Below are 15,285 nucleotides of genomic sequence, written 5' to 3'. Positions count from 1 at the left end.
GAGAGTTGTATGAGGAAGTATATCTCATTAGGAATTTTAGCCACTCTAATGCCTACAATATTATTAGCAGATAAACAAGATAATCCCGTACCAGAAATAATACCTAAATCTAATATTATCAAATGTAAATATAATGAAAAAAATGTTAACACTGTAATTGATTTTGAGAATGCTGTATTAAATGTAATATTTAATAAAGGTAGTGTAGATGAGGTCTCTAAATATTTAGGAAAAACATACATTCAACATTACCCTTCAGCAGAGGATGGACCAGATGGTTTAATTACCTATCTTAAAGGACTTGGTGATAAAAAAGTATTTACACGGGTTGAGACAAGAAAAATATTTGCTTGTAATGATTATGTAATATTAGAAAATATTTTTTACTCATCAAAAAATGATTTAGGAACAGCTGCAATTAACACATTTAGAGTAAAAGATGGAAAGATTATCGAACATTGGGAGCTTATGGAACCTATTCCAAAAGAAGCTAAAAATAATAATGGTATATTCTAGATCTCTATTTAGTTATGCCTTAGAATAATACTCTTTATTTCTTTTAATTTTTTTCTCTTCTGCAATAGCTACAAACATCATTAGCACGAAACATACAATCGCAGCTAAATATAATGCTATAAAAGTTCCATACCAACCATCAAATCCAAATAGACTAATTTTTTTATCGGCAATCATACCCAAGCCAAGTTTAGCAAAACTATCGCCTAGCAAGTAAGCAAAAGTACCTTTTATACCATCTGCTACTGCAATCCCCTGTTTTGGAACAAATCCCACAGCAGCTACACCTATAAGAAGCTGTGGCCCAAACACACAAAATCCTAAAAGAAACATAACCGTTAAATATACATACTGATTAGTAGCGGACTGATATAAAAAAATTAAAATAATAGTAGCTATAAGACATATAATGGCTGTCAATCCACGTCTACCATTAATAAGATCTGATAGTAATCCCCATAATAATGTCCCAGTTAAAGCTCCTGATTCAAATAATGCGTAACTCCATGCCGAAGTTTCTTTTGTAAAACCTAAAACTTCATGAGCGTAAACAGGTGACCATTGATCCACACCAATTCTAACTACATATAGAAAGACATTTGCAAAACACAAAACCCAGATTATCTTATTAAAAACCACATATTTCTTAAAAATTTCCCACTTTGAAATTTGTACTTTTTTAACATAAGCATCTTCTTCACTAATAGGTTCATCAAATATTTCTTCAACAGGTCCAAGGCCATATGATTCAGGAGAGTCATTACCAACCCTCAATCCAATAAAACCAATAATTAAGCAAAGAACTGATGGAAATATAAACATACCAACCACATTGCCATCAAATACTACATGTGCCCCAAAAAGTGCTACAGCCGCAGCTAATGCTCCACCAATATTATGAGACATATTCCACAGTCCCAAAAAAAATCCTCTTCTATTTCTAGGCGTCCATTTAGTAATAGTAGAATAACTACAAGAGCCTCCGGGACTTTGAAAAAAACCACTCATAGCATAAAAGGCAATCATAAGAAATATACTATATGTACTACTCCCTAAGCTTAGACCAAAGCCTATCATACATATCGCAGATAATATAAGCATAAAAGGCAATACTTGCTTAGTATTTTTACCATCAAAATAATAAGTTGTCATAGTCTTACCAAGACCATAAGTAATCGAAAAACCTAAGCCAATCAATCCTAAATCAGTAAAAGAAAGACCATAATCTTGAATCATATCATTCTGAGCTATATTAAAATTCTTACGAATCATGTACATACTAAGATAGCCTATAAATACAACCAAATATGATTTAATAAACTTATTTAGCCAAATTTTCTTTCTTATTTCTTTAGATAATTCCATAGTAGGAATTCTTTGTTGCTCAAATATTTTTGACAGAATCATAGTACATAAGTTATAAAGATAAATGTCAGGAGATTATAGATGAAAGTTGCTGTTTAATATAGGTGACATAAGTATTTAAATTTGGTAGTTATAAAAACACAAAGCCCCATATTTCTATGAGGCTTTTTGTATTGCTTATCACGATAAGTCTTTGATATTTGAATAAGATGGCGATTACCTACTTTCACCTGGCCGGAGCCAAACTATCATCGGCGTTTTGTAGTTTCACTTCTGAGTTCGGAATGGGATCAGGTGGTTCCTACAAGCTATTATCGCCAAAACTGTGTTTTGGATAATATATCTTATAAAGATATTTAACAATTCAGCATAGAAATAGACTTAAGTCTCTCGGATCATTAGTACTGGTAAGCTTCATACATTGCTGTACTTCCACACCCAGCCTATCAACGTCGTAGTCTCCAACGTTCCTTACTGATTTACATCAGAGAGATCTAATCTTGAAGGAGGCTTCCCGCTTAGATGCTTTCAGCGGTTATCCCTTCCGAACGTAGCTACCCGGCAATGCTTCTGGCGAAACAACCGGAACACCAGTGGTTCGTTCACTCCGGTCCTCTCGTACTAGGAGCAACTCTTCTCAAATCTCTAACGCCCACGGCAATAGGGACCGAACTGTCTCACGACGTTCTGAACCCAGCTCGCGTACCACTTTAAATGGCGAACAGCCATACCCTTGGGACCTGCTTCAGCCCCAGGATGTGATGAGCCGACATCGAGGTGCCAAACTCCTCCGTCGATATGAACTCTTGGGAGGAATCAGCCTGTTATCCCCGGAGTACCTTTTATCCGTTGAGCGATGGCCTTTCCATACAGGACCACCGGATCACTAAGACCTACTTTCGTACCTGCTCGAGCCGTCACTCTCGCAGTCAAGCGCACTTTTGCCTTTATACTCTTGGCACGATTTCCGACCGTACCGAGTGCACCTTCGTACTCCTCCGTTACTCTTTAGGAGGAGACCGCCCCAGTCAAACTACCCACCATACACTGTCCTCGAATTTCTCCTGAGTTAGAACTTCAAATATTCAAGGGTGGTATTTCAAGGACGACTCCACAATCACTAGCGTGACTGCTTCAAAGTCTCCCACCTATCCTACACATAAATATTCAAAGTCCAGTGCAAAGCTGTAGTAAAGGTTCACGGGGTCTTTCCGTCTAACCGCGGGTACACTGCATCTTCACAGCGATTTCAATTTCACTGAGTCTCTGGTGGAGACAGTGTGGCCGTCGTTACGCCATTCGTGCAGGTCGGAACTTACCCGACAAGGAATTTCGCTACCTTAGGACCGTTATAGTTACGGCCGCCGTTTACTGGGGCTTCGATCCAGAGCTTCGCTTGCGCTAACCCCTTCAATTAACCTTCCAGCACCGGGCAGGCGTCACACCCTATACTTCATCTTACGATTTAGCAGAGTGCTGTGTTTTTGATAAACAGTCGCAGCCACCTGGTATCTGCAACCCCCAACAGCTCAGAGAGCAAGTCTCATCACCATCAAGGGCACACCTTCTTCCAAAGTTACGGTGTCATTTTGCCTAGTTCCTTCACCAGAGTTATCTCATAGCCTTAGTATTCTCTACCTACCCACCAGTGTCGGTTTACAGTACGGTCACTTATACAATATACTTAGAAGCTTTTCCGGAAGCATGGTATCAATAGCTTTGTCAAACAAGTTTGACTTCGTCTCGTATCTCAGATCAACAAGATGCCGGATTTGCCTAGCACCTCTACCTACATACTTTCACTGGACAACCATCCGCCAGGCCTACCTAACCTTCTCCGTCCCTCCTTCGTTTATATAAGCGGCACAGGAATATTAACCTGTTTCCCATCGACTTCACTCTTCAGCTACGCCTTAGGGGCCGGCTTACCCTACGTTGATTAACATTGCGTAGGAAACCTTGGGTTTTCGGCCAATAAGAATCTCACTTATTTTACGTTACTCATGTCAGCATTCGCACTTCTGATACCTCCAGCAAACTTCTCAATTCACCTTCATCGGCTTACAGAACGCTCCCCTACCAATATACTAAATATATTCCGCAACTTCGGTGCATAGCTTAGCCCCGTTAAATCTTACGTGCAGGCCGACTCGACCAGTGAGCTATTACGCTTTCTTTAAAGGGTGGCTGCTTCTAAGCCAACCTCCTGGCTGTCTGGGCCTTCCCACTTCGTTTCCCACTTAGCTATGACTTGGGGACCTTAGTTGGCGGTCTGGGCTGTTTCCCTTTCCACTACGGACCTTAGCACCCGCAGTGTGTCTCCCGTGATTGAACTTCATCGTATTCTGAGTTTGCATCGAGTCAGTAAGGTCGTAAAACCCCCATCGTCGAAACAGTGCTTTACCCCAATGAGTTATACACGAGGCACTACCTAAATAGTTTTCGGGGAGAACCAGCTATCTCCGTGCTTGATTAGCCTTTCACTCCGATCCACAGCTCATCCCATACTTTTGCAACAGTATTGGGTTCGGTCCTCCAGTTGGTATTACCCAACCTTCAACCTGGCCATGGATAGATCGCGCCGGTTTCGGGTCTACTCCTAGCAACTATTCGCCCTATTAAGACTCGCTTTCGCTACGGATCCCTTATTCAGTTATCCTCGCTACTAAAAGTAACTCGCTGACCCATTATACAAAAGGTACGCAGTCACATGACTAAATCATGCTCCTACTGCTTGTATGCAAGCGGTTTCAGATTCTATTTCACTCCCTTTATAAGGGTTCTTTTCACCTTTCCCTCACGGTACTAGTTCACTATCGGTCATTCAGGAGTATTTAGCCTTGGAGGATGGTCCCCCCATATTCAGACAAGGTTCCACGTGCCCCGTCCTACTTGTTCATATGCTTAGTTCCACTGTGATTATTTCGTATACGGGACTATCACCCTCTATCGTCAAGCTTCCCAACTTGTTCTACTATAATTACAGCTAAATCATACCAGGCTCTTCCCACTTCGCTCGCCGCTACTATGGGAATCTCAATTGATTTCTTTTCCTAAGGGTACTTAGATGTTTCAGTTCCCCTCGTTCGCTCTACACTCTATGTCGAGTGAGTACCTAACTTGTGTTAGGTGGGTTCCCCCATTCGGAAATCTCCGGATCAAAGTTTATTTACCAACTAACCGAAGCTTATCGCAGATTATCACGTCCTTCATCGCCTCTGAATGCCAAGGCATCCACCGCTTGCACTTATTTTCTTAAGTCTATTTCTATACTAAATTGTTAAATATCTCTATCTTCATGTAAATAAATATGGTGGAGCCAAGCGGGATCGAACCGCTGACCCCCTGCGTGCAAAGCAGGTGCTCTCCCAGCTGAGCTATGGCCCCAAAAAACTGGTGGGTCTGAGTAGACTCGAACTACCGACCTCACCCTTATCAGGGGTGCGCTCTAACCAACTGAGCTACAGACCCGTATTTTACTTACACTAAAATATATTATCTACAAACACTATGCTAAATCACTTGAATATGTAATTAGAGCTTATTTCTATTTTTTCGTATTTCCGTTAAGGAGGTGATCCAGCCGCAGGTTCCCCTACGGCTACCTTGTTACGACTTCACCCCAGTCATGAATCACTCCGTGGTAAACGCCCATTCGTTAAGCTATCTACTTCTGGAGCAACCCACTCCCATGGTGTGACGGGCGGTGTGTACAAGACCCGGGAACGTATTCACCGCAGTATTCTGACCTGCGATTACTAGCGATTCCGACTTCATGCAGTCGAGTTGCAGACTGCAATCCGGACTAAGAGTACCTTTCTGAGTTTCGCTCCAGCTCGCACCTTCGCAGCCCTCTGTAATACCCATTGTAGCACGTGTGTAGCCCTGGTCGTAAGGGCCATGATGACTTGACGTCGTCCCCACCTTCCTCCGCCTTGTCAGCGGCAGTCTCAATAGAGTACCCAACTTAATGATGGTAACTATCAATAGGGGTTGCGCTCGTTGCGGGACTTAACCCAACATTTCACAACACGAGCTGACGACAGCCGTGCAGCACCTGTCACTGCGTTCCCGAAGGCACCAATCTATCTCTAGAAAGTTCGCAGGATGTCAAGACCAGGTAAGGTTCTTCGCGTTGCATCGAATTAAACCACATGCTCCACCGCTTGTGCGGGTCCCCGTCAATTCCTTTGAGTTTTAGCCTTGCGGCCGTAGTCCCCAGGCGGAGTACTTAACGCGTTAGCTGCGCCACTAGATCCTTTACACCGAATCCAACAGCTAGTACTCATCGTTTACAGCGTGGACTACCGGGTATCTAATCCTGTTTGATCCCCACGCTTTCGTCCCTCAGTGTCAGTATTGGTCCAGAATGTTGCCTTCGCCATTGGTGTTCCTTCTGATCTCTACGCATTTCACCGCTACACCAGAAATTCCCCATTCCTCTACCATACTCTAGTTTGCCAGTATCAAATGCAGTTCCAAGGTTGAGCCACGGGCTTTCACATCTGACTTAACAAACCACCTACAGACCCTTTACGCCCAGTAATTCCGATTAACGCTCGGACCCCCCGTATTACCGCGGCTGCTGGCACGGAGTTAGCCGGTCCTTATTCTTTGGGTAACGTCCTTCTTATGAGCTATTAACTCATAAGCTTTCCTCCCCAACTAAAGTGCTTTACAACCCTAGAGCCTTCTTCACACACATGGCATTGCTGGATCAGGCTTTCGCCCATTGTCCAATATTCCCCACTGCTGCCTCCCGTAGGAGTTTGGGCCGTGTCTCAGTCCCAATGTGGCTGATCATCCTCTCAAATCAGCTATGGATCGTAGCCTTGGTAGGCCTTTACCCCACCAACAAGCTAATCCAACGCAGGCTCATCCATCTGCGGCAGCACAAAGGCCACCTTTAATCCGCAGATATTATGCGGTATTAACAGTCGTTTCCAACTGGTATCCCCCACAGATGGGCAGATTCCTACGCGTTACTCACCCGTCCGCCACTCGTCAGCAAGAAGCAAGCTTCTCCTGTTACCGTTCGACTTGCATGTGTTAAGCATGCCACCAGCGTTCAATCTGAGCCAGGATCAAACTCTTCAGTTTAATTCTCAAATTCTGACTCTAACTACTGATACTCAAATTCTTTAACAAAGTGTTTGTATATAATATATCTCTTAAATATCTTAGAAGCCTTAGCTCCCAACCGTTAACATCACTCGTCAGCCGGTGAAGACATATAATACGCATCACTCTCACAAAATGCAACTACTTTCTTCAAAAAAATTAAAGTTTTTACAACTTTTTTATTTCAATAGCTATTCCAACCCCAAAAACTACCATCTACATAGCCTTTTTAAACCATCTTAAAGCTTATCCACTATGCTTTAGAACAAAAAAATCGCCTCTTCTTTTAAACTTTATTTAATCATTTCTTTTTCAATAAATATGCTTAATCTTCTCATTGCACCTTCTAAAGTGTTTAAATTATCTGCACAACTTATTCTTATACAATTTTTTAAACCAAAATAGCTTCCTGGAGTTATAGCTAAGGCCTGATCTTTTAATAAAGCTAAACAAAACTCTGTATCATCTTTAAATTTAGTTTTTTGTAACAACTTCTCTATTTTTGGAAAAAGGTAAAAGGTTCCTAATGGTTTAACTATTTCAAAATCCTCTAAACTCTCTAAATAATTATAAACATACATCACTCTTTCTTGATAAATAGATGTATATCTTTTTAAATACTCATTATCTAAGGATAAAGCTTGTATAGAAGCTATTTGAGATATTGAGCAAGCACCTCCAGTAGTTTGAGATTGTAGTTTTGCTATCGCATCTTTTAAAATCTCTGGAGCTATAATATATCCCACTCTCCAACCAGCCATCGCATAACCTTTTGACACTCCACTAGCTATAATAAACCTATTTGATAAATCTGGAGCAACTTGTAACAAAGAAATAGCATTACTATCAAATAAAGTTTGATCATATATTTCATCTGAAATAATCCATATATTTGGATATTTCCTGATTAACTGTGCAAAATATGCCAATGTTTCTTCTGAATAAACAACACCTGTAGGGTTGTTAGGGGAGTTTATAATAATAGCTTTTGTTTTGGATGTTATAGCTTTTTCAATTTCTTTAATATCTAATTGGAAATTATTTTCAGCATAGGTTTTTACTATAACTGATTTTGCTCCAGCCAATTTTAGCTGCTCTGGATAACATACCCAATACGGTGCGAAATAAATAGCTTCATCTCCATCATCAAAAATACATGTAAAAATATTATGTATACTTTGTTTAGTTCCACTAGTTACACAAACCTGGCTTTTATTAAAGTTTAAACCATAATCTCTTTTATATCTCTTAACTATGGCTTCTTTTAATTCAGAAATTCCATCTATTGGAGGGTACTTAGTAATATTATTATCTATAGCTCTTTTAGCAGCCTCTTTGACACAGTCCGGTGAGAAAAACCCTGGCTCCCCTATAGAAAGAGATATTACATTTCTTCCCTGCTGCTTTAACTCCGCTGCTAATTCAGACATTACAACAGTAGCTGATACCTCAATACTGTTTACTTTATTACTAATTTTTAGCATTATTCGACCTTATATTTTTTATACTAACCAGCTAGAAGATTTTTTACTTTGTCTTACAGTCTGAAGCTGTCCTTTATAACAGACTACTTCAGCGGGTAAACTATGACACAAGAAAAAAGGCATACTCTCAGTAAAACCATAAGCTCCAGTTTGTTTAAATACTAAATAATCATTTGGTTCGATATCTTTTGGTAAGTTTACTACACCAACTTTATCTAGACTTGTGCATAAAGGTCCATGGATTTGAAAGTCATTAGTCTCGCTACAAGATTCTTCTCTGAGTAACTCTATTGGAAAGCTTTCTCCAGTTAATGCTGGTCTGACTAAATGTTGAGCACCACCATCAGTTACTAGTAAATTAATATTATTTACTGACTTCCTATCGATAACCTTAGTTACATAGACTCCTCTTTCTGCAACAGCATATCTACCAAGCTCTAACCAATACTCTATGTCAGGAAATTCTTTTCTAAGATTATTAAAACAAGATATTAAATCATTGATTGACACCGCTTTTTGACTAGAGTTGTAAGGAACACCTATTCCGCCACCTAAATCTATAATTTTTAAAGAAACATTAATAGCCTCACTTAAATCTAGCAAAGCCTTAGTTATTGTCTTCCATATTTGAGATAGTTTATCTAAACAAAGAATATTTCCCCACTGAAAACAATGCATTCCAATTATAGACATATTATTAGAAATATCTGGAGCACTATCAAAAAAGTCTTTCCAATCATTTATTGATAATCCAAAAGGAGTTACGCAACCTCCTCCTCCAAGAACATTACTTTCTTGATCATTCCATACAAGCTGTATTCTCAAAAGAACTTCAACATTTATATTATTTTTTTCTACAAGGTCTGATAAATCTTTAAATTGATTTATGCTCTCGATTACAAAAATTCTAACGCCTTGAGCTAGAAAATATTCTAGTTGAGAATATGACTTAGCTGGACCAGTATGCAAAATATTCTTAGGATTTACTCCTTGAGCTAAAACCTGGTCCAACTCACCAATACTAGCAACATCAAAACTTATTTTTTGCTCATCGAAAATCTTAATCATTCTAGATAATGGATTTGCTTTTAGTGCATACCATAATTTTACTGGTAGTTTTTTCAGTTCTTTAGCATGTGTCTCCAACATATCCAAATCATAATAAAAAAAAGGAGCATCACATTCTTTAGAGATAATCTCCAAATTATCTCTATATGCTTCTATATTCATTAAACTACCTCAATATCTCTTCTAGTGTTAATGAAGCGTCACTTTTCTCATCTCTATATTTAATAATGATTGGACAATAAGCTTGAAGACCATTTTCTTGAGCCCAACTAGTTCTAATTGGTCTACTACCTGGAATGATTACTGCATTTTCTGGAATTTCTGAGCCTTTGGGTAAAACCTTATCATTCACAGCATCATAAACAGCTACACCTTTTGATAAAACAACAGATGGCGCTATAACAGCACCTTTCCCAACTACAATACCCTCAACGATAACAGCACCTGCGCCAACAAACACATCATCCTCAATAACCACGGGATTCATCCCTATCGGCTCTAAAACACCACCTATTTGAACTCCTGCCGATAAATGTACATTTTTACCAATTTGAGCACATGAACCAACTAGAGCATGGCTATCAACCATAGTTCCAGAATCAACGTATGCTCCTATATTAATATAAGCTGGAGGCATAATAATAACAGATGATGCTACATATGCCCCTGCTCTAACTGACGAACCTCACGGGACCAATCTAACACCATCGTTAGCACTAAATCTTCGCGCCGGCAGGTTATCCTTATCAACAAATCCATTATAGATTCCAGAAAGCTCAGTATTACTACCAGCTCTAAAAGCAGCTAATATACCTCTTTTTACTTCTTGATTTGCGACCCAATCTCCATTTTCCAATTTAGTTGCTGCTCTTAATGTGCCCTTTTCTAACTCTTTAATAATATTTTTCCAATCCATTTTAAATCTATCTCCTCTACTTATATATGACTAAACCAATCTTTAACTAAACTATCAGCTCCTATTAATAAACTTAAATCCTGAAGTTCATTAGCTAAAAGCGGTGCTCTTAAAGTGTTTGTCGTAATGACACCACTATATGCTAGCCATGCCTTAACAGGTATTGGATTTGAGACACTAAAGCAAGATCTCGCAGCAACTTCCCAGATTACCTTATCCGTTATTGCTATTTGATGAGCAAGACTTTGCTTAACATACTCTTTTGTTTGTTCTGGCCATATATTGGATATAACTGAAACAAGACCTTTTGCACCAACATTTGCCAACTCTGGCAATAAACTGTCCTCTCCACTATATATAATTAGATTTGGAGCTAGCTCATGATAACGAGCACATCTTTGGATATCTCCAGAAGCCTCTTTTAATGCCCAAAGATTTGGGTGATCTTTTAAATTGACCAGAACTTCTTCAGCTAAGTTAACACCGGTCCTTGAAGGAACGTTATATAACATACAAGGTCTGTCAGCTTTATCCAAAATAGTTTTAAACCAAATGGTTTGACTAGCAGAGCCTGGTTTTGCGTAAAGAGGTGTAACAACAAGAAAAGAATCTACCCTCTGTGTTTGACAAAACTCTACCCACTCAAGTTGCTTAGCAAGCTGAAATCCTCCTACGCCAATCATAATTGGAACATTAAGATTTAAGCTAGTAACAAATCTTACAACGTCACACTGCTCATCAAAGTCTAAAGCCAATGCCTCTCCAGTGCTTCCTAAAATCAGAACACCACATCCTTGATACTCTTGAATTCTTAACAACTTCTCAAAACCATCCCAATCAACTGAACCATCTTCAAGCATTGGTGTAATTAATGCTGTATATAATCTATTATTAATATCTATAGACATAACCTTTCTCCAACTAACTCATCAAAATAAACAAAACCGGTAATAGCTCTTTCAACAGCTTCTCTTGCCGCCCATATAGCTCCTTCAGCAAAGAGACTTCTATTATGAGCAGTATGCTTAAGCTCTATTGTTTCATGAGGTGTATTTACCTTCACTTGATGCTGTCCTTTTATGTCCCCCTCCCTAATAGACTCTATAGATACATCTCCTATACTTAACCAACTTCTCCAAGATACTGCTGTACCGCTAGGAGAATCAACTTTGTGAATATGGTGCTTTTCTGTAATAGAATAGTTTATTCCTTCATTTAATTGCTCTAACTGCCCCAGTGATGCCAACATGTTTTTTATAATTACCATTGATAAGCTGAAATTGTTCGCAACAACCCAAGTTTTTTGATTCTGATTTACAAAATTAATAAAGTTTTGATCCCAGTTATATCCTGTTGTACCACAGATTACAGGAACATTTGATTCTAGTAATGTAGGTAAAAGCTCTTGCAACACTTTTGCATTAACAAAAACTATAGCTATATCTATATTTTGCAAAGCTTCTAGCGTTAATATATTTTTTGAATCATATATACCAGCAACTTCTTCTTGTGATAATAAGTCTGATACTGCTGAACCAGTTTTTCCATTACCAACTATAGCCACTCTCATATTATCTCCCCCTAGCTAAAAAAACTGTTATAAACGTTATTAACTACCTTTTGAGCATCCTGGCTAGCAACTAACATACATATACTATTCTCACTAGCTCCGTGACTAAAAAGTCGAATATTATAATCCCTTAGGCTACTGAATAGCTCTCCACTAACTCCACTTATCTGATGCAGATCACTACCAACCACACTCACTAGAGACAAGTCATTCTCAACTTTAATATTTACATTACCTATAGACTCTATATCTTTTAAAAGTTCTGGAGTTACCAAATCATCTCCCATAGATTGACTCCCTAACTTATCTAAAGTGATCGCAATACTAACCTCACTAGTAGAAACCAAGTCAACAGCAATATTATGATTAGCAAGTATGTTAAAAACTTTCACTAAAAAGCCTTGTGAACCAAACATATTAAAGCTTTTAATAGTTAATAATGTTTGATCTTTTCTCTCAGCTACAGCAATGATATTTCTATCTTCATCCATTTTCTGTGTAATTAGTGTTCCACCAAGCTCTGGTTGAAAGGTAGATCCAATGTATATATCAAAGTTACTAGTCATCGCGGGCCAAAAAGTTTTTGGATGAACAACTTTCGCACCAAAAGTAGCTAACTCAGCAGCCTCACTAAAACCTAAAGTACTCAACGAACTTGCATTAGGAATAACTCTTGGATCAGCCTGATAGATACCTGTTACATCTGTGAAAATTTTCAATTGATTAGCTTTTATCGCTTGAGTATATAAGGAAGCTGAATAGTCACCACACCCCCTTCCTAAAGTAGTAGTGTTACCATAACTATCTGAACCAATAAAGCCTCCCATGACACAAACATATCCTTGATCAATTTTAGGTAAGATATGCTCAATAACATTAGTTTCTAAAGCAAGCAAATCTGGACTAGCACAACCAAAGTGACTATTGGTCTTTAAGATTTCTCTTGAATCCAAATGATAAGCATTTATGCCACTTTGATTAAATACATTTGTAACTAATATAGAAGAGATTATTTCACCGAAAGCTAGAATGGAATCAGATAATTGTTTACCACTAAAATAAGCAGCCATATTTGCAAACATTCTAAGCTCTGAAATCATATTATTAATAGAGCTCGTTACATCATTTGAGTTTATGGACTCTAATATTGGATTAATTATAGTTTCTATTTGCTCTATAATTTTTTCTGCTTCAGAGCCATCTTTACTATTATTTGCTAGCTGAATTAATAAATTAGTAATACCCGACTGAGCACTTACAATTACTAATTTTATCCTATTATCTGAATTAACTATATTAGCACACTGCCTAATAGTTTGTTGATTTGCTACACTTGTGCCACCAAACTTGGCGACTATTGTTTCTGACATATTAGCTCTCCTATCTAATAGCTACATATCAGACGAGAGAACATAAAATTTGAGAAATACATACACAAATAAAGCACTCCACGTCGATATAAACTTTAAACGACATGACAGTTCTGCTACCTTTCAATATCAGAACCAAGACTACCAATCATAAACTTGGATAATCTTTCGGCATTGGCTCTATCTGTTCTAGTGATCATAGGGGTTTATGCGCCTAACACTAGAGATATAACAAATGCACCTCTTTAATTACACTTTTGACTAAGTGTTGAAATTGAGTCTAACATCGCACTAATCTTAGATAAAAGCTTTTTATAGCAAAAGATTAGTTTTTCTCATAGCACTTAACAAAACTTCAGAACAATATATAATTACCCCATATCCCGTAGCAAAGAGATTAAAAATGACTCATGAATATTTATTATGGATAGCGCTTGCTGCATACTCAGTACATGTACTAGAAGAGCTAAGCTTCAATTGGAAAAAATGGGCTAACTCGACTCTCGGACTTAAAACATTAGAGTGGAACCACTTCTATGTTGCCAACAGTGTAGTTATGTTTATTGCTATTGCTGCTGCGATGGTTGGTTGGAAGCTTCCTGCTTTTGGTTTAATTATCGCTGCTCTTATGTATATAAATGGAATTTTTTTCCATATTCTACCAACAATAGTTCAACGTAAAATATCTCCGGGCGTAATAACCGCGACAGTACTTTTCTTACCAGTTGCATCATGGATTTATTATGGAGCATATCTAGACGGAGTTCTATCATTAGCTAACCTAACATTATCATTAGTGCTTGGCGGATTATTAATGGCTTCGCCCATTGTATTTATAAAACTAAATCAAAAGCTCAATCCTGAATAAAGGTTAATCTGCAAATTTATCTGTTGCTCTGACTAAAGCTTCCAGAATTCCCGGTTCGCTGATAGAGTGTCCAGCATCTGCTACAATATCTAGCTCTGCCTTCGGCCAAGCTTTATGCAAATCCCAAGCACTTACTGCTGGACAAACCATATCATAACGGCCTTGTACTATCACACCGGGAACATCCTTGATTTTATGAGCGTCTTTCAATAACTGAGCCTCTTCAACAAATAGCTTGTTTTTGAAATAATGACACTCAATTCTTGCAAAAGCTAAGCTAAACTTATCCTCTCCATATCTATCTATAGATTTCTTATCCACAAATAACTTACTTGTTGATGCCTCCCAAACGCTCCACGCTATAGCAGCCTTTTGCTTCATCTCTTCATCATCACTTGTAAGTATTGCATGATACGCTGATATAAAATCTTTTCTTTGCTCTACAGGAATCGGCTCTATATATTTCTCCCACATATCAGGAAATACCATACTAGCACCATGCTGATACAACCACGACAACTCTTTTTCTCGCCCAAGAAATATACCTCTTAGAACAAGCTCTGTTACAACCTCTGGGTAAGCCTGAGCATAAGCCAACCCTAGAGTACTACCCCAAGATCCGCCAAAAAGCATCCACTTATCAATATTCAATTTTTTACGAATTTTTTCAAAATCTTCAATTAAGTCTTGAGTGGTATTTTCTCTAAGCTCAGCAAATGGAGTACTTTTACCACAGCCGCGCTGATCTACTAATATTACTCGATATTTATCTGGGTTAAAGTATTGCCTATAACTTGGTTGAATACCACCTCCTGGACCACCGTGAATAAATAGTGCAGGTTTCCCACTAGGGTTGCCACACTCTTCAAAATATATTGTATGGATATCTGAAACTTTTAAAAACTCTTGATTGAATGGTTCTATTTCTGGATACAATGGCATGATACACCTATAACTCTTAAACCTCATTAACTAAAAGTATCTACCAAAAAAAATAACTAAGCAAA

9 protein-coding genes, 2 tRNA genes, 3 rRNA genes, 1 pseudogene and 1 riboswitch are annotated in these 15,285 nt (G+C 38.4%); of the genes and pseudogenes, 2 read left to right on the top strand and 13 right to left on the bottom strand.

Annotated elements, in window-relative coordinates:
* Nucleotides 1–9: 9 nt before the first annotated feature.
* Nucleotides 10–516, top strand: coding sequence for a nuclear transport factor 2 family protein (locus F0R75_RS09255; protein ID WP_149368925.1), 507 nt, complete (start codon nt 10–12; stop codon nt 514–516).
* A gap of 12 nt (nt 517–528) precedes the next feature.
* Here the strand turns inward: F0R75_RS09255 and uhpT are convergent, their stop codons facing one another.
* The 12 genes and pseudogenes from uhpT to lysC form a co-directional block, all read right to left on the bottom strand.
* The gene (gene uhpT / locus F0R75_RS09250; RefSeq protein ID WP_246145954.1) at nt 529–1,881 is read right to left on the bottom strand and encodes a hexose-6-phosphate:phosphate antiporter; all 1,353 of its coding nucleotides are present in this window, start codon (nt 1,879–1,881) and stop codon (nt 529–531) included.
* Between the two features lie 207 nt (nt 1,882–2,088).
* Nucleotides 2,089–2,203: ribosomal RNA gene (gene rrf, locus F0R75_RS09245) — 5S ribosomal RNA — on the bottom strand.
* 55 nt (nt 2,204–2,258) lie between these two features.
* Nucleotides 2,259–5,142, bottom strand: a 23S ribosomal RNA gene (locus F0R75_RS09240).
* A gap of 50 nt (nt 5,143–5,192) precedes the next feature.
* A tRNA-Ala gene (locus F0R75_RS09235) sits at nt 5,193–5,268 on the bottom strand.
* Between the two features lie 7 nt (nt 5,269–5,275).
* A tRNA-Ile gene (locus F0R75_RS09230) sits at nt 5,276–5,352 on the bottom strand.
* Nucleotides 5,353–5,448: 96 nt separating this feature from the next.
* Nucleotides 5,449–6,981, bottom strand: a 16S ribosomal RNA gene (locus F0R75_RS09225).
* Together the 16S, 23S and 5S rRNA genes with 2 tRNA genes alongside form the textbook arrangement of a ribosomal RNA operon.
* 314 nt (nt 6,982–7,295) lie before the next feature.
* A complete protein-coding gene (locus F0R75_RS09220; RefSeq protein ID WP_149368927.1) occupies nt 7,296–8,486 on the bottom strand; it encodes a pyridoxal phosphate-dependent aminotransferase in 1,191 nt (396 codons plus the stop codon).
* Nucleotides 8,487–8,504: 18 nt separating this feature from the next.
* The gene (locus tag F0R75_RS09215; protein ID WP_149368928.1) at nt 8,505–9,716 is read right to left on the bottom strand and encodes a PLP-dependent decarboxylase; all 1,212 of its coding nucleotides are present in this window, start codon (nt 9,714–9,716) and stop codon (nt 8,505–8,507) included.
* A gap of 4 nt (nt 9,717–9,720) precedes the next feature.
* Nucleotides 9,721–10,470 (bottom strand): annotated as a pseudogene (locus F0R75_RS10335) (2,3,4,5-tetrahydropyridine-2,6-dicarboxylate N-succinyltransferase).
* A 20-nt stretch (nt 10,471–10,490) separates the two neighbouring features.
* Complete coding sequence (gene dapA, locus F0R75_RS09205) at nt 10,491–11,378, bottom strand: 4-hydroxy-tetrahydrodipicolinate synthase (RefSeq protein ID WP_149368930.1); 888 nt, start codon at nt 11,376–11,378, stop codon at nt 10,491–10,493.
* Nucleotides 11,369–12,040 carry a 4-hydroxy-tetrahydrodipicolinate reductase gene (locus F0R75_RS09200; RefSeq protein WP_149368931.1) on the bottom strand — a complete coding sequence of 224 codons (672 nt, stop codon included), beginning with the start codon at nt 12,038–12,040 and terminating at the stop codon, nt 11,369–11,371. Before F0R75_RS09200 ends, dapA begins: the two co-directional genes overlap by 10 nt.
* An 11-nt stretch (nt 12,041–12,051) precedes the next feature.
* Entirely contained in the window at nt 12,052–13,410 is a 1,359-nt protein-coding gene (gene lysC / locus F0R75_RS09195; protein ID WP_149377289.1) for a lysine-sensitive aspartokinase 3, read from the bottom strand.
* A gap of 63 nt (nt 13,411–13,473) precedes the next feature.
* Nucleotides 13,474–13,664, bottom strand: a riboswitch (Lysine riboswitch).
* Nucleotides 13,665–13,813: 149 nt separating this feature from the next.
* Between lysC and F0R75_RS09190 the strand changes: the two genes are divergently transcribed.
* A complete protein-coding gene (locus F0R75_RS09190) occupies nt 13,814–14,278 on the top strand; it encodes an HXXEE domain-containing protein (protein WP_149368933.1) in 465 nt (154 codons plus the stop codon).
* A gap of 3 nt (nt 14,279–14,281) precedes the next feature.
* On the opposite strand, the gene pip is transcribed toward F0R75_RS09190, so the two are convergent.
* Nucleotides 14,282–15,220, bottom strand: coding sequence for a prolyl aminopeptidase (gene pip / locus F0R75_RS09185; protein WP_149368934.1), 939 nt, complete (start codon nt 15,218–15,220; stop codon nt 14,282–14,284).
* Nucleotides 15,221–15,285: the final 65 nt, after the last annotated feature.

The organism is Francisella marina, assembly GCF_008369785.1.
Taxonomy (GTDB): Bacteria; Pseudomonadota; Gammaproteobacteria; order Francisellales; family Francisellaceae; genus Francisella; species Francisella salimarina.
The sequence above is the reverse complement of the archived record's forward strand: the minus strand, read 5'-3'. Positions and strand labels throughout refer to the sequence as shown.

What these genes read in the sequence shown, in the direction of transcription:
- F0R75_RS09200 (WP_149368931.1), bottom strand. Translation starts at nt 12,040, where the DNA reads ATGAGAGTGGCTATAGTTGGTAATGGAAAAACTGGTTCAGCAGTATCA.
- F0R75_RS09220 (WP_149368927.1), bottom strand. Translation starts at nt 8,486, where the DNA reads ATGCTAAAAATTAGTAATAAAGTAAACAGTATTGAGGTATCAGCTACT.
- F0R75_RS09255 (WP_149368925.1), top strand. Translation starts at nt 10, where the DNA reads ATGAGGAAGTATATCTCATTAGGAATTTTAGCCACTCTAATGCCTACA.
- dapA (WP_149368930.1), bottom strand. Translation starts at nt 11,378, where the DNA reads ATGTCTATAGATATTAATAATAGATTATATACAGCATTAATTACACCA.
- F0R75_RS09190 (WP_149368933.1), top strand. Translation starts at nt 13,814, where the DNA reads ATGACTCATGAATATTTATTATGGATAGCGCTTGCTGCATACTCAGTA.
- pip (WP_149368934.1), bottom strand. Translation starts at nt 15,220, where the DNA reads ATGCCATTGTATCCAGAAATAGAACCATTCAATCAAGAGTTTTTAAAA.
- uhpT (WP_246145954.1), bottom strand. Translation starts at nt 1,881, where the DNA reads ATGGAATTATCTAAAGAAATAAGAAAGAAAATTTGGCTAAATAAGTTT.
- F0R75_RS09215 (WP_149368928.1), bottom strand. Translation starts at nt 9,716, where the DNA reads ATGAATATAGAAGCATATAGAGATAATTTGGAGATTATCTCTAAAGAA.
- lysC (WP_149377289.1), bottom strand. Translation starts at nt 13,410, where the DNA reads ATGTCAGAAACAATAGTCGCCAAGTTTGGTGGCACAAGTGTAGCAAAT.